Below are 20,095 nucleotides of genomic sequence, written 5' to 3'. Positions count from 1 at the left end.
CATCCCGACAGATGGAAATTATCGATCTCGTCAAAAAGAATGCACCTATTACAGGGGAACGAATTGCTGAATTGCTTGGAATTAGCCGTCCAACCATTCGTTCTGACCTTGCTGTTTTGGTTATGCTTCGCTATATTGATGCCAAACCCAAGGTTGGATATTTCCTAGGAACGGCTGCTCTTGAAGTAGATTCACCTTTCAAACATATAGAAGCAGTAAGAGTAAAGGATGTTATGGGAATTCCTGTTGTTCTAAGGGAAACCGTCACCGTAAGCGATGCTGTAGTCACTCTTTTTCTTGAAAATGTAGGAAGCTTGATTATCGTGAATATGCAGGGGGCTTTGGCTGGTATCGTTACACGGAAAGACTTGCTGAAGGTTACGCTTGGGCAGGCTACGGCAAACACAATGCCGGTTTCACTAGTCATGACTAGGCATCCGAATATTGTGACGGTAAACCCGGATGACAGTGTATTAGAAGCAGCGCGGAAAATGATTCATCATCAAGTAGATGGGCTGCCTGTGGTTAAGGGTGCGGCTGATCAAGAGCCAGATGAAGTGGTTGGCCGAATTACGAAAACAACAATGACCAAATTGCTGCTCGATGTAGCGCTGGGGACTTAATCAGGGGGAGTGTAAGTGGGAGAGAAGATCCATATGATTTTCGTTTGTTCGGATTCAGTGGGGGAAACGGCGAATACTGTCGTACAAGCAACGATCCGTCAATTTAATGCAAGCCAAGTGCAAGTCAGGCGTTTCGGATCGATCCGAACGGAAGATGAAGTACGCGCTTTAGTAGAAGAGGCAGCGAAAGTGGATGGTTTCATTGCTTATACGCTAGTACTACCTGAGCTTAGAGAGATGATGCGGCAGGAAGCCATACGTTTAAGTGTAAATGCCATTGATATCATGGGACCCATGATGCAGGCTTTCATAGATACCTTTAAGGGTTCCCCGAAGCGGAAAGTCGGTCTGCTTTATCAGCTAGATGAACAATATTACCAACGGGTAGAAGCGGTCGAGTTCACAGTAAACAGTGACGATGGCAAAGACCCAAGCGCTATGAAGCAAGCGCATATTGTTTTAATTGGACCTTCCCGAACTTCCAAAACGCCACTCAGTATTTATTTGGCGCACAAAGGCTATAAGGTGGCGAATTACCCGCTTGTTCCTGAGGTAAAGCCGCCTGCAATTATATATGAGCTAGACCCGAGTAAATTAATTGGTTTGACGATGAGTCCCGAGCAACTGGTACGTATTCGTACGGAACGTCTGAAAGCGGTTGGACTTCCTTTTGGCGCTAAATATGCGACAGGGGAGCGAGTCGAAGAAGAGCTGGCATTCGCAATGAAATTATATCGTGAGCTTGGTTGTACGATCATCGATGTAAGTGAGAAAGCCATTGAAGAAACGGCTGGTCTGATTCTAGCAGACAGATAGCCAGGAAGCCAACATTTCCTAATAGAAAGGGTGAATGATGTATGCAAAGAGATTTGTCTCTGGAAATTGTACGAGTAACAGAATCTGCAGCTTTAGCGTCCGCACGTTGGACGGGAAAAGGGAATAAACACAGCGCTGACGAGGCAGCAACTTCTGCTATGCGTTCTATTTTTAGCTCCATGCCATTCCGAGGAACGGTTGTCATTGGTGAAGGGGAGATGGATGAAGCCCCGATGCTGTTCATCGGTGAGTCTTTAGGAAATGGGTTGGGTCCCGAATATGATGTAGCTGTTGATCCGCTCGAAGGTACCGATATTGTAGCTAGCGGCAGGAGTAATGCCCTGTCCGTAGTAGCTATAGCTGAGAAAGGGAACCTGCTGCATGCACCGGATATGTATATGGAGAAGCTGGCAGTAGGACCGCGTTTGGTTGGCAAATTGAACTTGGATGACCCCCTCGAATTAACGATTAGAAAGGCCGCTGTATTGTTACAAAAAGAGATAACAGAACTGACTGTCTCCATCTTAGATCGCAAAAGACATGCAGATAAAATCCTTGTTTTACGGACGCTAGGTGTTAAAATTCATTTACTGAATGATGGTGATGTTGCGGGTGCAATGGCAGCAGCTTTCCCAGAGACGGGCATCGATCTACATGTGGGTTCCGGAGGCGCGCCGGAAGGGGTGCTCGCAGCGGCTGCCCTCCGTTGTATGGGAGGCGAATTTCAAGGACGGCTGCTTCCAGATAATGAAGAAGAGATACAGCGGTGCAAGGAAATGGGGATTGTTGATCCATCCAAAGTGCTAGGGATGCGCGAGTTAGTAGGCGAATCTGACATTTATTTCGCTGCAACTGGTGTAACCTCGGGAGACTTCCTGAGTGGCGTGAAATTTCTATTTGGCGGCCGTGCAGAAACACATTCGGTCGTTATGAGGGCGCAAACTCAGACGGTTCGTTTCATCCAATGCGTGCATCAGATGCATGAGTACCATCTCGGGAGTGCCTGAGCAGACATATAGAGGACTACAATCAACGCATGCAAAGAAATCTCTCTTTCTATAAGGAGAGATTTCTTTGTGTTTAACAATGGATCAACTTTTAGGATGTTACCATAAGCAGAATGGCTTTAAATAGAGCTAAAATAGATTTATAATAATCGTAAGCGTTTTCACAAAAGCAACTTATGCTCACCACGAAAAGTGTTGCCAAGGCAAAACTCAAGGAGGAACTAGGTATGAGAATAGGCAATAGTCTAACACAAGTGCAGAACCAAAAGCTAACGATGACTCTTGAACTGCAACAGTCCATTCATATATTGCAATTATCAAGCTATGAATTGTCGCAGTACCTCCAAGAGCAAGCCTTGGAAAACCCCCTACTGGATATCGAGTCTTTCACAAGTTCTTATTTGAAATCGGGTAAATCTTCACAAACGGCGGGGTCAATGACAGATCCACTATGGAAGGCGAAGGCAAGGGAGGAAACATTGGAACAGTGGCTTCTCAGCCAACTGCGGATAGCAGGGGTTTCCGATACCTTATATCAGACAGCAGCCTATTTGGCAGGAAATTTAGATGATAGAGGCTATTTACCCCTCTCCATTACGGAAGCAAGCTCGTTTTTGAATAAGCCTAGCGAGGCTGTTGAAGAAGCGCTAACTTGCTTACAGTCGCTGGATCCGCCGGGTGTAGGAGCGAGAGACTTGCAGGAATGCTTATTGCTTCAGATTTCCAGGGATCCGGCCGCACCGTATGGCACTTTTGAAGTGGTCAGCCAATATATGCAGCAGCTTGCTCAGATGAAGCTGGATAAGATTGCGCTGCAATTAGGTGTAACACGTATACAAGTGAAGGAGATCGTCACGTATATTCGTAGTTTGAACCCACGACCTGGTGTGGCCTTCAGCTGGATCGAAGAATCTTATATGACTCCGGATGCTACGATTTATAAAGAACAAGGGAACATCGTAATCCAAATGAACGCGGGCGCCGTTCCCAAGACGTCAGTCAATAAGGACTATTATAGTCATATCCAGCATGCGGGTTGTAAAGAAGCGGTTTCCTTTCTTAAAGAAAAATGGAAAAAAGCCGATTGGATTGTGCGTAGTTTGGAAAAGCGGAAGATGACCCTGTACCGGGTCATTCGGGCTATTTTTGAAGAACAGCTGACTTTTTTAGAGATCGGTGAACGTGGCATGAAGCCCCTAACCTTAAAAATGATATCCGAGAAGCTTGATCTCCATGAATCTACGATAAGTAGAACGGTACAAAACAAATACATTCGTACCCCCTATGGAGTGCTTGAGCTTAAATATTTCTTTTCCTCGGGACTGCAATCGGATGTAGGGGAACTAACGTCTATCAAAACGATCAAGTTAAGAATCAAAGAACTCATTTCACAGGAACATAAGAAACAGCCTTATTCCGATCAAAAGGTTGTAGAAATCTTATCGGAAGAGGGCATTCACATTTCACGCAGAACGGTGACCAAATATCGTGAAGAGCTGCATATTTTATCTTCTGCACTGCGTAAGAATATTTTGTAAGCATAAACCCGCCAGAGGCAATTTCTCTCGGCGGGCTTGTCACTCATGGGCCAAGTTCTCTGCCGCATATACTTTAGTTGACAATGATGCGAAAAGAGGGATAACGATGAGTTTGACCCCAATTGATTTCCATACCGTCGTCCGAAGCTATATACCTCAGGAAGCCGAGGTTGTCATATTGCAGAGGGAGGGGAGCCCCGCGGCTATTATTTATGCGGATGTAGATGGTGATGGTCACCCTGAAATCACAGCCTTGTATAGATATTTAGACAATCAGTATCTGTTTTCCTTGAAAAACTATTCCGGTAATTGGTTTCCAATTGCCTCTGCTGCAACAGGTAGAATCCAAGCAATTACGGATTTCGCGGCGGCCCCAGTGTCACGAAGAGAAGGTTGGGACCTGCTTATTGGCTGGCAAAATGAGCGTGAATCCTCCTCCGAGCTCGATATCGTGCAGTGGACACCAACCGGTTTCCAACGTCTGATTCCTCCGGGAACTTTCTACAACCATCTGGAAATTGAAGATATGCCCGGTCGAGACGGAAGAGACGGCCTTTGCGAAATAGCACTGTGGGTGCATGAGCAGGATCAGGCCTACCATGTGGAAACCTATCGATGGGATCCTTACCGACTTGTCCCCATACAAGATGTATATTCGTATTATTTTCAGAAGGTCACTCGTTACTATGAGGATTTAACCCGTGATCATCCGGATGAGCAAAGCTACAGAAGTTATCTGGAGGATGCGCAAAGGAAAGCAGGAGGAAGCTTGTCATCGTAGAAACATTAAAAACCAGGCGGTTAACACCGTCTGGTTTTTTCGTGTCGTAATTTCTTAACTTGATTGTCCTAAAGTTAGACTAAAAATATCGTTATTCCTATGCTACATTTAAGACAGATGTCTTAATATCACATAGCGATGAGGTAATCTCAATGAACAAAACGTTGAAGATCGGCATTATTGGCGGCGGCGGTATTGCTGGCGCTCATGTAAGAGCATATCGTGAGCTAGCTGACGTAGAGATTGTAGCGGTAGCGGATGCGGTACCAGGCAAAGCGGCACAATTCATTGATTTTTGGAAAATTCCTTCGGCACAAGCCTTTGATGATTATCGGCAGCTGCTGGAATTAGACCTTGATGGGGTAAGCATTTGCACACCCAATGTGGCTCACCATCGGACAACAGTAGATTCTTTACTGGCGGGGAAGAACGTTATGCTGGAGAAGCCGATGTCCGTCACGCTGGAAGAAGCCGTCGAGATGGCGCAAACGGCCAAGAAAACGGGTTTCATGCTCAATGTTGGTTTCCAGCCGAGATATGATCCTAATATGAAAATTATTCAGGACGTGGTTCAGTCCGGTCAACTTGGTAAGGTCTATTATGTAGAAACAGGCGGAGGACGCCGCAGAGGCATGCCTGGCGGTACATTTATTAGCAAGGAAATCGCCGGAGCAGGAGCAATGGCTGATATCGGTTGTTACTCACTCGATATGGCTCTGAATGCGATGGGTTATCCGAAACCGCTTACCGTATCCGCTTACAGCAGTAACTACTTTGGAACGAATCCGTTATATCATAAAGAAGCTAGTCGATTCGATGTGGAAGATTTCGGTGTTGCGATGATCCGTTTTGAAGACGATCTCGTGCTGAATTTCAAAATTTCATGGGCGATGCATATGGATACACTAGGACCAACCTTATTCCTAGGTACGGATGGTGGTCTCAAAGTAACGCCAGCCGGTAAAGGGCCATGGAGCGGAGTGTTTGATGGAAATGTGGGTTCTATTGCCTATTTCCACGACGTTCGCGGACATCATACGGAAAGCCAAATTCCGCTGATTGATCATAAGTTAAATTTGTTTAATGAAAAAGTCCGCGATTTCGTAGAAGCTGTCCGGGAATGCAAACCAGCCCCGATTCCTGGCGAACAAATCGTTCGCAATCAAGCAATCATTGATGGCATCATTCGGTCATCGCTCATTAAATGCGAAGTCGCTATCGAACTTCCTAATTAACTCAAAACTAAACACTACTCTGGAGGTATTCACATGTCACGTATGTTTCGTATTGGTATTATTGGTTGTGGAGGCATTGCAAACGGCAAGCATTTGCCAAGTTTGAAGAAGCTTTCGAATGTTGAACTGGTCGCATTCTGTGACATCGTGCAAGAGCGGGCTGAAACGGCCGCTGAGAAATACGGCTCCAAAACCGCTAAAGTATATGAGGATTACAAAGAGCTTTTGCTGGATGCTACTATTGATATCGTTCATGTGTTAACACCGAATGATTCACACGCCGAAATTGCCATTGCTGCGCTTGAAGCTGGCAAGCATGTGATGTGTGAGAAGCCAATGGCTAAGACAGCAGCGGATGCTAAGCGAATGGTTGAAACAGCGAAGCGTACCGGCAAGAAGCTAACTATCGGATACAACAACCGTTTCCGTGCTGATAGTCAGCATTTGAAGCGCGTATGTGAGGATGGGGAGCTTGGCGAGATTTATTTCGCGAAAGCGCATGCCATTCGTCGTCGTGCAGTTCCAACATGGGGTGTATTCCTGGATGAAGAGAAAGCAAGGTGGAGGACCGCTTATTGATATCGGAACGCATGCTTTGGATCTAACGCTTTGGATGATGAATAACTACAAGCCGAAAGTGGTGCTTGGAACGTCTTACCACGAATTGTCCCAAAAAGAAAATGCCGCTAATGCTTGGGGGCCTTGGGATCCGAGTAAATTCACCGTGGAAGATTCTGCTTTCGGTATGATCGTCATGGAAAACGGCGCTACGATTATGCTGGAATCCAGCTGGGCACTGAATACGCTTGAAGTCGACGAAGCCAAATGCTCATTAAGCGGTACCGAAGGCGGAGCTGATATGAAAGGCGGGCTTCGCATCAACGGCGAGAAACATAGCCGCTTATTTACAACAGAGGTAGATCTGAAAGCAGGCGGTGTTGCTTTCTATGACGGCGCTAAGGAAAGCGATGCAGATCTGGAAATGCGTACATGGATTAAAGCCATTGAAAATGATACAGATCCTGTAGTGACGCCTGAGCAAGCTTTTGTTGTTTCACAAATTCTTGAGGCGATTTATGAGTCTGCACGTACAGGCAAAGCTGTTTATTTGAATGAATAGTATGTCAAACCTATCCGTTTTAACCGGGGGAGCCTAGGCTCCTCTTTTTTAAATCCATTGAAATTTGAAAAAATAAGTGGAATAGGAGTATGCTTGAATTATTGAAATACCAACTAAGAATTGAAGGAAAGGAAGCGAGGGTGCGATGTATTTGGGATTGCAGGGTAAGGTAGCCTTGATTACTGGGGGAAGTAAAGGAATTGGATTGGCAACAGCCATTTCCTTATCGCGAGAAGGAGCCAAAGTAGCGATACTCGCGCGCAATGAGGAGCAGCTTCGAGAAGCCGCTGTCCATATTGCCAATTTGACGGAGGGTGAGGTGCTTACGATTCAAGCGGATGTGACCTCGGAGGCAGACTGTCAACGCGCCGTGGAACAAACCGTTCAGCGATTTGGAAGTTTACATATTCTGGTGAACAATGCAGGTACATCTGCAGCACAGCCATTTGAACAGGTAGGCACGGAGTTATGGCGGCAAGATCTCGAGTTGAAATTATTTGGAGCCATTCATTGCTCCCGTTATGCAATCCCTTACATGCGTCAAGCCGGAGGCGGCTCTATCGTGAATATAACGACTTCCGCAGCCAAAACACCACCTGCTTCTTCGTTACCGACTTCGGTTAGCCGTGCCGCAGGTCTTGCATTAACGAATGCGATGAGTAAAGACTTGGCATCCGCCCAGATTCGTGTGAACACCGTCTGCATTGGGAAAATTCGCAGCAGCCAGATTGAGAGAGGTTGGAAGCGAGAGGCGCCAGAACAGACCTGGGAGGAGTATGCATCGGATCCAAAGCATGATATTCCACTCGGGCGGATTGGGAATGCGGAGGAAGCAGCTAATGTGATCACCTTCTTATCCTCGGATGCAGCTTCCTATGTTACAGGCACTTCCGTCAATATTGATGGCGGTAAGGGTGCATCACTTTAAGAGATCTCGGCGATTAAGCCCTTTATTTCATGATGAAACTCATGGATAAAGGGCTTTTATTGTGGTATTCTCGTGAAATAAATATGTTAAGCCATAAACAGATATAGTGATTATCATCTGAGTTAAGGATTATTGACTGCTGAGAAACCCTTAATTCTACTGCAAACAGCAAATAAATGTAAAAATGATTATTGCTGAACGTAGGAAACTACAGATATATTTTTGATGTAAGACAGACAGATGATGGTTCCTTGGCAATGCCGAGAGAAAATCCAATTGAGGGAGTTGGTCGTATTATTCATTGGGAATGTGTTCATCTTTTTATAAGATAGGCAATGAACCAGATTATGATAATTTAAAGGAGGAATGTAATTAATGAAAAAACTAAAACCTAGACATACCCTCGCTGCGGTTGTTACTTCATCTCTGGTTGCAGGTATGATGCTCATGCCATCCGTCTTCGCAGCCAATTTATTCAGTGACAACTTCGATGACGGGAACGCGAGTGGCTGGACAACACAAAATGGGACATGGTCCGTTGTACAGGACGGCGGCTCATATGTGTATAAGCAAACTGGTTCAATTGAAGGACGCGCATCAGCCGGTAATATGTCTTGGACGGATTATGCGGTTGAGGCAAATGTGAAAGTAGATAATTGGAACGGCACAAATCGTGTCTATGTAGCCGGTCGTTATCAAGACGGCAACAATTTCTATGCGGCGTCTTTGTACAACAGCAACGGAGGCAAGCTTGAGATTCGGAAAAAAGTAAGCGGTTCCACTACGACTTTGGCGACTTTGGATTATCCTCTGGCGACCGGGACATGGTACACGGTTAAGCTTGAAATAGTCGGTTCAACGATTCGCATGTACGTGAATGGTGTTTTGCAGATTACGAAAGTTGATTCAGATCTAGCTACGGGACCTGTTATAACTTCGGGAGCTGTTGGCTTGCTAGCTTATAAAAGTTCGGCTAGCTTCGATCAAGTTGTCGTCACCGATAGCGCTGGTTCAACGACTACTCCATTACCGACAACGCCACCATCGCCGTCACCTAGTCCGTCTCCAACTACTAACGAAGTCTATGTGGCCCCGAATGGGACGGATAGCAATGCAGGTACGCTGGCTAGTCCAACAACGCTGACATCTGCTCTATCAAAAGTTGCTCCTGGGGGGGTTATTTACTTGCGCGGTGGAACGTATAGCTTCGGTAGTCAAATAACGATAGATCGTACAAATAACGGTACAGCAGGTGCTGTTAAACAAATCGTGCCTTATGCTGCGGAGAAGCCTGTTCTTGATTTCAGTTCACAGAGCTACAATACCGCAGATGTATCACTCAATGCTAGAGGGCTCCAAATAAACGGCAGCTATTGGACAGTTAAAGGGCTGGAAATCAAAGGGGCTGCGGATAATGGCGTTTATGTATCAGGGAATAATAATCGTTTGGAAAACCTGGATGTACACCATAACAGGGATACAGGGGTGCAGCTTGGCAGGTACGCCTCCACAGCCGCCAACAGTGAGTGGCCTGTTAACAACTTAGTATTAAATACATACTCCCATGACAACTTTGATCCGGATAACGGTGAAGATGCTGACGGTTTCGCGGCCAAGCTGACGGTTGGTTCTGGAAACGTATTTGATGGTTGTATAGCGGCTTATAACACAGACGATGGATGGGATTTGTACGCAAAAACAGAGACGGGTCCAATCGGAGCCGTTACGATTAAGAACAGTGTAGCGCATCATAACGGTCAGACTTCTTCGGGAAGCACAACGAGTAACAGTGACGGAAATGGATACAAATTAGGCGGGGAAAAAATCGCCGTAAACCATATCGTAACGAACTCCGTTGCTTACTTGAACAAAAAACACGGCTTTACGTATAACAGCAATCCAGGCTCCATTACAATGACAAACAACACGTCTTACAGCAACGGGGGAGGTAATTTCACTTTTGACCTCGGAACTCACATATTCAGTAATAACTTGTCCTACAAAGGAGTATCGAGCGACAAAACAAGCGGTACCGATGTACAAAGTTCGAATGTATAGTGGAAAAATAGTCAAAGCACTAATGCCAAAGGTCTGTTGGCTAGCGATGCTGATTTTGTTAGCTTAACGCCAGCATTAACGCGTAATGCGGATGGTTCTCCGAATTTGGGCAGCTTTTTGAAGCTTGCTGCTGGCAGTGATTTGATTGGAGCAGGAACGCCAACAGGAACGAATATTGGCCGGAACGAACCTTAAGACAGACAAAGGGAGTTGACTTTTGAGAATGAATGCTACTTTAAAGATGAAAAGGTTCGATAAATCTATTGTATGGGTCCTCTGTGCAACGATTCTTTTATCCTTGGTCATTGCATTTCCAGCCAATGCGGCAAACCTACTAAGCAGTAATTTTGACGATGGTACTGCTTCTGGATGGACACCTACAAGCGGTACGTGGTCCGTCGTTCAAGACGCAGGTAACAACGTATACAGCCAATCGAGCACAAGTGAGGGAAGGACTTCTGCGGGTAGTCAATCGTGGACGGACTACAGCGTTGAAGCCAAGGTAAAGGTTGAAAATTTCAATGGAGCTAACAGAGTTTATGTAGCCGGCCGTTATCAAGACGGAAATAATTTCTATGCAGCATCTTTGTACAATAGCAATGGGGGTAAGCTTGAGATTCGTAAAAAAGTAGGCGGCTCTTCAACGACGTTGAAGACCTTGGATTATCCGCTTGTGACTGGGACATGGTACACCGTCAAGCTGGACATCTCCGGTAGAATGATTAGTATGTATGTGAATGGTACCCTGCAGCTATCTTATGAGGATATCAATGAAACCAGTTTAACTTCCGGAGCGGTAGGACTTGTTGCTTTCAAAACCGTAACGAAGTTCGATGAAGTCCTTGTAACAGACAGTGTGGGTGGAGCAACGCCAAGTCCAACTCCGACTCCACCGTCTCCAACGCCAACAACCACACCAAGCCCAACGCCAACAGCGACACCGAGCCCAACACCGGCTCCAACACCAGTGCCGGACACCTTGAGCACGTATAATTTGGCTGGGTTTGCTGCGGGCAATACGGGCGGCGGTAACATTCCGGAAACAGATCCTCGTTACAAAAAGGTTTTCAATGCCACAGATCTTGCGGTTGCTTTGAAAAAGGGTTCAGGTATTAAAGTCGTAGAAATTATGAATGATTTGAATTTAGGTTGGAATGAAATTCCAACAGCTGCTCAAGTATCTCCTTACAGTGTACACAATCCAGCTTTAACGCACCCAGTACTGAAAACGACGGGGATAAGTAAAATTTATATCGACAGCTTTAACGGTTTGACGATCTTCTCAGCCAATGGCTCCAAAATTAAGCATGCGTCCTTCGTGGTGAAATACAGCTCCAATATCATTATTCGCAACCTGGAATTCGATGAACTTTGGGAGTGGGATGAATCGACCAAAGGAAACTACGACAAAAACGACTGGGATTATCTCACGATCGAGGGAGCAAGCTCCAAAGTTTGGGTAGATCATTGTACCTTCCATAAAGCCTACGATGGTGTACTCGATGTGAAAAAGGGAAGTAACGGTGTAACGGTCTCTTGGTCATCATTCTTAGCAGACGACCAAAGCTCTAATAGCTGGGTTACCCAACAAATAAACGCGATGGAAGCCAATATGTCAGCCTATCCGATGTACGCTTATCTGAGAAGCAGCACCATTGGTTTAAGTAAAGCTGATGTCATCGCTATAGCTGCAGGGCAAAAGAAAGGACATCTGGTAGGATCTACAGAATTTGCTACCGACAATGTCAATCTAGAGGTAACCCTGCACCATAATTACTACAAAGATATGCAAGACCGCATGCCACGTTTACGTGGAGGAAATGCACATGTGTATAACGTTGTGATGGATAATGCGTCAGCATGGGCTGCGAAAAAGAAAATAACATCGGCGATGGAAACCGCATTAGCAGGGAAGGGATACCATTTTGGGGTGACGAGCAATGGTGCGATATCTACTGAGAACGGTGCAGTACTTGTTGAAAATTCGCAAATCATTGATGTCGCTTACCCTTTACGCAACAATCAAACAGATCCTACGAACGCAACCTATACGGGCAAAATTCGCGCGGTAAATACGCAATATACACTCGATGGTTCTTCGTATACAGGTGACAGTGAAACGGCTGGTAGTCCGTTGGCGCCGGTACCGGCACCAGTCAAAGCGTTCTCATGGAACGGTTTCAATACGTTGCCATACAGCTACACGCCAGATCCTGTATCTACCTTAAAGTCAAGGCTTACCGCTGCAGATGGTACGGGAGCCGCGAAGCTGAACTGGTCCAAAGTAAATTGGTTGTCTACGAGCTACTAATTCCTTATTAACAGTAAAAAGGCTGCATCTCTCGAAGGAAAATTCTTCTGAGGAGCAGCCTTTTTCCAATCAACCTCGATAAACGCTAGCGTCCTGCTGGACGTGATAGGTGTTTATCCGGATGTATTTTTTTCGTAGGGATACGAGTCATGTTACGCTCTTCGCTTCTTTCGTAGATACCAGACCAACATGGAGATAGTGTCTCGGATCGAAGCGGTTTGGTGATAATTGAGTGTCGTTGTCATAAGCAAGAAACCTCCCTAACCCTGAAAGAATGTCATGCATAAACAGTATTACGTAAGAAAAGTGTAATAGGTTTTATTTTTTTTTGTAAATGATCACAGAAAAAGATCCACAGCGAGTGCTGTGGATCTGAATTTTATTTTTATAGAATACGTCGTATTACCATGCAAATGTCATTGTAATAATAACCAATAAAATAAAGAGAACCAATACTGCTGCTGCACTAGACCCGCCGTAGCCTGCTGCTGCTCCTGCTGGATATCCCATATTCAATCACTCCTTTCATCGTAATTCGATGGCTCCCTAATAGCCAATAAAACAATAAGGACAAGCGGAGAGATTGGGGTGAAGAATGGGTTGAATGGCATCCATGTTACTTCCTCGAATGTTTCATACTCTTTAAGGTGTGTTACGAATTACCATACAAATGCGCTTGTAATAATCACCAATAGGATGAAGAGAACCAAGACAACACCTGTACTTGTACCCAAGCCACCGCCATAACAACCTCCTGCAGCATAACCCATTCCAATTCGCTCCCTTCTGCATTAAGATAGACTATTGTATTTCAATGGCATTTGAAGTGCATGGACGAATGTCAGTTATAGAAGCCCGTTTTGAGCTTGAAAAATCAATGATCACTGTTTTTTGAACAAACACCACTATTTTCTGCATTAATCTTTCCTTTCAAAAGTTGGATAATAAACATGTAAGCGTTACCCACATTCGATCGATCATTTAGGGGAGGAATAGAGATGAAAAAAGTTTTCACCTTAGCTCTGTCGCTTTCTATGATGTTCACGGCAGTAGCTTGCTCCACAGGCGCTAAAACGTCAACACCAGCAGCTAGCAGCGAACCATCCAAAACGGCGACGACAGCACCGAGCACTGCACCAAGTAAAGATCCTGTTAAGCTTCGCGTTGCTTGGTGGGGAGGGCAAGCGCGTCACGATTACACGTTGAAAGTCATTGAGCTTTATGAGAAGCAGAATCCGAATGTAAAAATTGAAGCGGAATACGCACCATTTGACGACTATTGGAAAAAGCTTGCGCCTCAGGCTTCGGCAAACCAGTTACCTGATGTTATCCAGATGGATATCTCTTACCTTTCACAGTATGGTGGAAAAAATCAGTTAGCTGATCTCACGCCATATACGAAAAATGGCCTTCTCGATGTGTCTTCGATCAGCCCTAATGCGCTATCCGGTGGTGAAGTCGGAGGTAAACTTGTAGCTATGAACTTAGGGGTTAATGCGCTAAATACGACGTTAGACGTGAATACGTTCAAAAGCCTAGGAATCACAGTTCCAGGAAAAGATTGGACTTGGGAAGATTTTGATGCAATAGCAGCCAAAGCCAAAGCAGCCGGCAAACAAATAGGCGGTTTCGGTGTCCGTCATGAAGTGTTTTTCCCGTATTATCTCAGAACGATCGATCAAAAAATGTACAATGCGGATGGAACGGCTCTTGGTTTCTCAGATGATAAGCCACTTGTTGACTACTTCAAGCGTTATCAAAAATGGTACGATGCCGGCTATATCCTTTCACTTGACAAAGAGTCACAGAAGAAAGGCGTAGCAGAAGAAGATGAAATTTTACTAGGCAATGCGGTATTAGGTAATGGTTGGTCTAACCAATTTTTGGCAGTAGCTAATTTGGTCAAAGATCGTCCGCTTGAATTATTTCCGCTTCCTGGCCGTAACGGTAATAAAGGTCTATTCTTGAAGCCTAGTATGTATTTCTCAGTAACAAATAACTCGAAGCAGAAAGAAGAAGCAGCGAAATTCATCAGCTTCTTCGTGAATGATATCGAAGCGAACAAATTAATTAAAGGTGACCGCGGAGTTCCAGTTTCCTCCAAAGTGAAGGATGCACTGAAGCCACTCTTATCACCGAATGAAGTCAAAATTTTTGATTATGTGGCATGGGCTGAACAAAACAGCAGTCAAATGGATCCTCCAAATCCAGTAGGTTCCATCGAAATTGAGAAGTTGTTAAAAGCGACGAGCGAGCAGATCTTGTATAAGAAAACAACAGTTGAAGAAGCGGCAGCCAAATTCCGCAAGGATGCGAATGCCATTTTGGCAAAAAACAAAAAGTAAGACGGTAACTGAAAGATCGAACTACCTTCGAAAGAGAGGGAGTTCGGTCTTTTTTTTTTTTGGAGAAAGTGTTAAATCATTTATTTTATCTCTTGACAGGTTAAACGTTTCAAATTAAGCTAATAGAGGATGTTAAACGTTTAACAAAACGGAGTTGAAACAAGTATGAGCAAGCCCAAACAAGTCACAATTGTAGAAGTGGCAGCAGCAGCAGGAGTATCCATTGCCACAGTCTCCAATGTGCTGAATCGAGGTGGTATTCGTTCGTCTAAAGAGACGATCCGCAAGGTCGAATTGGCTGCTGAACAATTAGGTTATCGACGAAATACGATGGCAGCGGGATTAAGCCGCAGCAAAACGTATGAGATCGGTCTCATCTTACCAGGGTTAACGAATTACTATGGAGAACTTGCTGAACATTTGCAGATTGAAGCACATAATGCGGGATACCACTTATCTGTATTTTCCTCCGGGGGGTTCGATCCGGATATTGAGCGGAGAAATCTCGAAGTTTTGCTGCAGCGTAGAGTAGACGGACTGATATGTCATGGTTTAGCAATGGGCTTCGAATCTACACGGTCGATCGTAAACAGTGGTACGCCATTAGTTCTTATCAATGGTTGGGACTGGCCGGAGGATATTGCGTTAGGCGCAGTGAATTTGGGCTTTGCCGAGGCTTGCAAACAATCCACTAAATTGTTGGTGGAACGTGGTTGTGGAGCGCTTTGTTACGTAGGCAGTAAAGGTTCGAAAGTCATCGACGAACAGCGTCGCATGGGTTTCAATGCCGGGACTCAGGAATATGCAAGCGATGTCATTCATGAGATCGTGGACACTGTTAAGGATTTGGATATTGAAGCTTTTCTCAAAAGTTTACTGCAGCGCCATGTGGCACCCGTAGGCATCATTGCTTTTGATGACCATGTAGCCTTACGAATCTTATCGGCAGCAAATAAGCTGCGAATTGACATTCCAACCCAGCTCCAGATTATTGGAATTAATAACGATTATATAGCTAAACACAGTTATCCGGGTATATCAAGCTGGGACATTCCTTATAGCTATCAAGCCCAAACAGCCATTAACAAGCTGCTGCATAAATTTGGCAACAAAGCTGAGTATGGTGAGGAACGAGAGATCGAGGTCCCGCTTACTTTTATAGAACGAGAATCAACCAAATCATAGAAAACGGAGTGAATCGATTATGTGGAAACAAGCCATTGAAGATGCTTTGCAAAAAACGAGATTGAATATTGAACGTTTTGGGGATTTATTTCCTCACGTTAGCGAGAATGATGTGTATCACCTGAATCCGAATACAGACTGGACAGACGGCTTTTGGTCGGGTATTTTGTGGCTAGGCTACCAATATAGCGGTGACAAGGCGTTTCAACAAGCCGCTCAGAAATCGGTTGCAAACTTTAAGCAAAGACTGCAAAACAATGTAGCCCTAGACCATCACGATATTGGCTTCTTATATTCTTTATCTTCGAAAGCGCAATGGATCATTGAGAAAGATGAAGCTGCGAAACAACTTACGCTGCAAGCAGCCGATGTGCTAATGAAGCGCTGGAGACCGAAGGGTCAATATATTCAAGCTTGGGGTCCAGAAGGGGATAAAGAAAATGGGGGCCGTATCATCATTGATTGCTTGATGAATTTGCCCTTGCTGTACTGGGCTTACGAGCAAACAGGCGATGCCAAATACAAGGATGTTGCCGTGATTCATGCGGATTTGAGCCGCCGCTATTTGGTACGTGGCGATGATTCATCTTATCATACGTTCTACTTTGATCAAGAGAATGGTGAACCTCTTCATGGCGGAACTGCACAGGGTTATAGCGATGGTTCGACGTGGACACGGGGCCAAGCTTGGGGGATTTATGGCTTCGCCCTTTCTTATCACTACACCAAGAACCCGCTTTATCTAGAAACAGCCAAACGCTTGGCACGTTATTTCTTTGACCGCTTGCCTCAGGATGATGTTGTTTACTGGGATTTCAATGCGCCTGTGAACGCAGAAACGAAGCGGGATAGCTCAGCTTCAGCCATTGCTTCAGCGGGGGCTTTGGAAATATTGGAGCATTTACCGGCAGATGATGCAGATCGCGGCTATTTGGAAAATGCGATTCAGCGCTCCATGGCTGGCTTAGTGAAATCTTACGCAAGCAAGCCGGATGCCCAAGGCTTTATCGAGCGCGGTTCTTATAGCGTTCGCGGCGGAGCAGCACCTGATGATTTCGTGATTTGGGGCGATTACTACTATTTAGAGGCCTTAGTTAGACTGGAAAAAGGAATCAAAGGCTACTGGTATGAATAATCGCGTCGCAGCCGGCAATGACCGAGCATATTGGTTGGCTACGATGCTTCGTATCGCTGATCCTGTGATAAAGGCATTGGCATCCAGAAAGCTGCGTGCAACAATGCCAGTGGAGAATAAAAAAGAAGAGCAGCTCCAGTACTCGCATCTAGAAGCATTTGCACGGACACTGGTAGGCATGGCACCGTGGTTAGAAAGATCAGCTCAGGATGTAGAGGAAGAGAAGCTTCGTGTTCGCTACGGCGAGCTTGTCCGAGCTGCTATAGATGCGGCGACTGATCCGGAGTCTCCTGATTTTTTGAACTTTTCCCATGGCATGCAGCCAATTGTTGATACGGCATTTCTGGCTAATGCGATCCTAAGAGCCCCTAACACGCTTTGGCATCGTTTGGACAGCCGCGTTCAGGGCAATCTGGTGAAAGCTATGAAGGCAACAAGAACGCGCAAACCGGGTTTCAACAACTGGCTCTTATTTGCAGCTATGACCGAAACAGCTTTAGGTGTAATGGGCGAGGATTGGGATACCATGCGTGTGGACTTTGCCCTTAAACAGCACGAGCAGTGGTACCTTGGTGATGGGATGTACGGCGATGGTCCACACTTTCATGCCGATTATTACAACAGCTTCGTGATTCAACCCATGTTGGTCGATATCATTGAGCAGGTTCAAGGGCATTACGAAGACTGGGCAGGAATGCGCCAAAATATTTTGATTAGAGCACAGCGTTATGCTGCCGTGCAAGAACGATCGATTTCACCCGAAGGGACCTTTCCTGTCATTGGTCGGTCGCTTGCCTATCGTTTCGGCGCCTTTCAATCACTAGCGCATATTGCCCTGCGACGTGAATTACCGGAAGGTGTTGCGCCAGCTCAAGTAAGATGTGCGCTAAGCGCGGTCATCCGCAGGTTGATAGAGGCCCCAGGCACTTTCGATGAGGCTGGCTGGCTAAAGATTGGACTATGCGGACACCAGCCCGAGCTTGGCGAAACGTATATTTCCACAGGCAGCCTATACTTATGTTCAGCTGTTTTCCTTCCTTTAGGATTGACTGCAGATGACGAATTTTGGCAGGGGGCAGATGCTCCTTGGACGTCTCAAAAAGTGTGGTCAGGGCAAACCGTTGCCATTGATAAAGCGTTATCATAGATTACTTAATAAAAGCGTACTGTTTCCTAATGAAACAGGCGCTTTTTTCGTGTAAACTTAGAGGGAAAACTTGATGGAAGAAAAGACAATTAGCTGTAATTTTTTTTATCCACAAATAGCTTCATTGGGCGTTTGTGGATAACTTTAAGATATGAGTGGAAAGAAAGTGGAGTGACTCTGTTGAATCAAGATTATCAGTTAACGTTACAGGAAGTCCTGGGACGCCCCACTTTTGAGCCAGCCTATATTGCGGCAGGTAAACAGGGATTACAGCGTCTAGTCCGCTGGGTACATATCATTGAGGTGATACAGTTTGAGCAACTGCTGCAAGGTGGAGAAATGATCCTTACGACAGGGGCTGCCTTCAAGAGTGATACGAAATTGTTCATGACGTATCTGGAGCAGTTGATCAATAAAAACGTGTCATGTCTCTGTATCGAAATGGGACACTACTTGAGTTCAGTTCCACAAGAATGGATACATGCGGCGGAATCCTATAATTTTCCGCTCATAATTTTTCCGCAAGCTGTGCGGTTCATTGACATTACGCAGGATATTCATGCGCATATTATCAATCAACACCATAAAGCACTTCAAGATTTGGAGAAAATATCGCGTGAATTCCATCGAATGACGCTATCCTCACAAGGTGTTTCTCATGTACTGGGGCTGCTGCAAAGCAGTACCAAAGCCCAAGTTATTTATGTGCCTCTGAATGGACAGCCGAAGTTTATCCCTCATTTAGGAAGCCGGGAGTCTGGACAGTGGCTGCAGTTTCTAGAAAGTCGACTGGTCGAAACCCCGAACAACGGAAATATTGCGGCTCCTTCCGTGATGGAAGATGAGGGTCAAACCGTTATCGTACAACCCGTTGGGGCTATGGGCAAAACATGGGCGCATATCCTCCTGGTGTTCAGCCGAAAGCCGCAGGAATATGAATACTTAATTCTGGACTCAGCCTCATTATCTATCGCACAGGATTTGCTGCGCAAACGTTATATGGAGGAGCGTAAATTGTATTCGCAGACACTTTGGGTAGATGATCTGCTGCATCTGCGGATTCGTGACGAAGAGCAAATAAAAGTATTGATTGGAACAGAATTCAAGCGACTTAACGAGCTTCCCTATCACGTCATCTTGATCGAATTTGAGCATGAACAAGCGGAGGGGTATAGCACGGAAGAGGAAGGTGTGGAGTCTTCGGGTATTCATCTTTCCCTTGCTGTAAGATCTGTTTTTGAGCAGCATTCCTTTCATCCATTAATTACGTTGAAAAATAATAGACTCGTCGTTGTAGCCTTCGATAAAGCAACGAAAAAACGATCGTCAAAAGAGCGTCTGCAGCAGGTTTTCCAGTCCATTCAGTACTTGAAGGCTAAGGATGAGATCAGGTTAACTATCGGTGTTGGACAAAGCAATCGAAGCTTTATGCGAGCTCACCTAAGCTACCAGGAGGCGCTACAAGCGATTTCGCTCTCTCCAACTCTGCAAGGGAAGGTTCAGTTTTTTGATGAGCTTGGTGTCTTTCAATTGTTATTTCACATTCCAGATAAACAGATTTTACAATCCTTCGTAAGCACTTATTTGGGACCGATCATCGATCATGATCAGTTGAAAGGCAGCGAGCTCCTGCGCACACTCAAGGTGTACCTCGACACGGATGGCTCTAAGCAAATCGCTGCGCAGCAGCTTTTTATCGTCCGACAATCGCTTTATTACCGCTTGGAAAAAATAGAAGAGCTGCTTGGAGCCGACTACATGCTGCCGGAAAAGCGCTTGGCGCTGCAGGTGGGGATACGGGCTTATCAACTGTTGAATCCGGAAATGAAAATGTGAAAAGAATTTGTTAACATTTTTTACAGTTTG

15 protein-coding genes and 3 pseudogenes are annotated in these 20,095 nt (G+C 45.3%); 16 read left to right on the top strand and 2 right to left on the bottom strand.

The annotated features are described in order from the left end of the window. Positions 1-11 precede the first annotated feature (11 nt). The 11 genes and pseudogenes from QFZ78_RS10445 to QFZ78_RS10395 all read left to right on the top strand — a co-directional run bounded on the left by QFZ78_RS10445 (position 12) and on the right by QFZ78_RS10395 (position 12,417). On the top strand, positions 12-623 hold the full coding sequence (locus QFZ78_RS10445; RefSeq protein WP_307547202.1) for a helix-turn-helix transcriptional regulator: 612 nt from the start codon (positions 12-14) through the stop codon (positions 621-623). Positions 624-656: 33 nt separating this feature from the next. Further along, on the top strand, positions 657-1,439 hold the full coding sequence (locus tag QFZ78_RS10440) for a pyruvate, water dikinase regulatory protein (protein WP_307555620.1): 783 nt from the start codon (positions 657-659) through the stop codon (positions 1,437-1,439). Between the two features lie 41 nt (positions 1,440-1,480). Then, on the top strand, positions 1,481-2,446 hold the full coding sequence (gene glpX / locus QFZ78_RS10435; RefSeq protein ID WP_307547201.1) for a class II fructose-bisphosphatase: 966 nt from the start codon (positions 1,481-1,483) through the stop codon (positions 2,444-2,446). A gap of 227 nt (positions 2,447-2,673) precedes the next feature. Further along, positions 2,674-3,984 carry an RNA polymerase factor sigma-54 gene (gene rpoN / locus QFZ78_RS10430; RefSeq protein ID WP_307547200.1) on the top strand — a complete coding sequence of 437 codons (1,311 nt, stop codon included), beginning with the start codon at positions 2,674-2,676 and terminating at the stop codon, positions 3,982-3,984. A gap of 106 nt (positions 3,985-4,090) precedes the next feature. Then, the gene (locus QFZ78_RS10425) at positions 4,091-4,765 is read left to right on the top strand and encodes a hypothetical protein (protein ID WP_307547199.1); all 675 of its coding nucleotides are present in this window, start codon (positions 4,091-4,093) and stop codon (positions 4,763-4,765) included. Positions 4,766-4,917: 152 nt separating this feature from the next. Then, positions 4,918-6,000: a Gfo/Idh/MocA family protein gene (locus tag QFZ78_RS10420; RefSeq protein WP_307547198.1), complete on the top strand. Its 1,083-nt coding sequence runs from the start codon at positions 4,918-4,920 to the stop codon at positions 5,998-6,000. Between the two features lie 33 nt (positions 6,001-6,033). Next, positions 6,034-7,120 (top strand): annotated as a pseudogene (locus QFZ78_RS10415) (Gfo/Idh/MocA family protein). A 145-nt stretch (positions 7,121-7,265) separates the two neighbouring features. Next, positions 7,266-8,048, top strand: a complete 783-nt coding sequence (locus QFZ78_RS10410; protein ID WP_307547197.1) for an SDR family NAD(P)-dependent oxidoreductase — start codon at positions 7,266-7,268, stop codon at positions 8,046-8,048. A 375-nt stretch (positions 8,049-8,423) separates the two neighbouring features. Further along, positions 8,424-9,032 (top strand): annotated as a pseudogene (locus tag QFZ78_RS10405) (3-keto-alpha-glucoside-1,2-lyase-like domain-containing protein); the annotation flags it as partial. 93 nt (positions 9,033-9,125) lie between these two features. Next, positions 9,126-10,301, top strand: a pseudogene (locus QFZ78_RS10400) (right-handed parallel beta-helix repeat-containing protein); the annotation flags it as partial. Positions 10,302-10,329: 28 nt separating this feature from the next. Then, on the top strand, positions 10,330-12,417 hold the full coding sequence (locus tag QFZ78_RS10395; protein ID WP_307547196.1) for a pectate lyase family protein: 2,088 nt from the start codon (positions 10,330-10,332) through the stop codon (positions 12,415-12,417). A gap of 402 nt (positions 12,418-12,819) precedes the next feature. Here the strand turns inward: QFZ78_RS10395 and yjcZ are convergent, their stop codons facing one another. Together yjcZ and QFZ78_RS10385 are read right to left on the bottom strand one after the other, a co-directional pair. Next, positions 12,820-12,927 carry a sporulation protein YjcZ gene (gene yjcZ, locus QFZ78_RS10390; protein ID WP_307547195.1) on the bottom strand — a complete coding sequence of 36 codons (108 nt, stop codon included), beginning with the start codon at positions 12,925-12,927 and terminating at the stop codon, positions 12,820-12,822. Positions 12,928-13,076: 149 nt separating this feature from the next. Further along, positions 13,077-13,187, bottom strand: a complete 111-nt coding sequence (locus tag QFZ78_RS10385; protein ID WP_157036562.1) for a sporulation protein YjcZ — start codon at positions 13,185-13,187, stop codon at positions 13,077-13,079. Between the two features lie 228 nt (positions 13,188-13,415). On the opposite strand from QFZ78_RS10385, the gene QFZ78_RS10380 reads away from it, so the two are divergent. The 5 genes from QFZ78_RS10380 (at position 13,416) to QFZ78_RS10360 (ending at position 20,065) form a co-directional block, all read left to right on the top strand. Next, positions 13,416-14,762 (top strand): ABC transporter substrate-binding protein, encoded by a 1,347-nt coding sequence (locus QFZ78_RS10380; protein WP_307547194.1) that lies wholly within the window; start codon positions 13,416-13,418, stop codon positions 14,760-14,762. 165 nt (positions 14,763-14,927) lie between these two features. Then, positions 14,928-15,947 (top strand): LacI family DNA-binding transcriptional regulator, encoded by a 1,020-nt coding sequence (locus tag QFZ78_RS10375; protein ID WP_307547193.1) that lies wholly within the window; start codon positions 14,928-14,930, stop codon positions 15,945-15,947. A gap of 19 nt (positions 15,948-15,966) precedes the next feature. Next, entirely contained in the window at positions 15,967-17,082 is a 1,116-nt protein-coding gene (locus QFZ78_RS10370) for a glycoside hydrolase family 88 protein (protein WP_307547192.1), read from the top strand. Then, positions 17,075-18,229 carry a DUF2264 domain-containing protein gene (locus tag QFZ78_RS10365; protein ID WP_307547191.1) on the top strand — a complete coding sequence of 385 codons (1,155 nt, stop codon included), beginning with the start codon at positions 17,075-17,077 and terminating at the stop codon, positions 18,227-18,229. Before QFZ78_RS10370 ends, QFZ78_RS10365 begins: the two co-directional genes overlap by 8 nt. A 180-nt stretch (positions 18,230-18,409) precedes the next feature. Beyond that, the gene (locus QFZ78_RS10360; protein WP_307547190.1) at positions 18,410-20,065 is read left to right on the top strand and encodes a PucR family transcriptional regulator; all 1,656 of its coding nucleotides are present in this window, start codon (positions 18,410-18,412) and stop codon (positions 20,063-20,065) included. Positions 20,066-20,095: the final 30 nt, after the last annotated feature.

It is taken from the genome of Paenibacillus sp. V4I5 (assembly GCF_030817255.1).
Taxonomy (GTDB): domain Bacteria; phylum Bacillota; class Bacilli; order Paenibacillales; family NBRC-103111; genus Paenibacillus_E.
Note: the sequence above shows the minus strand (reverse complement) of the source record. Positions and strands in the feature narration are given on the sequence as shown.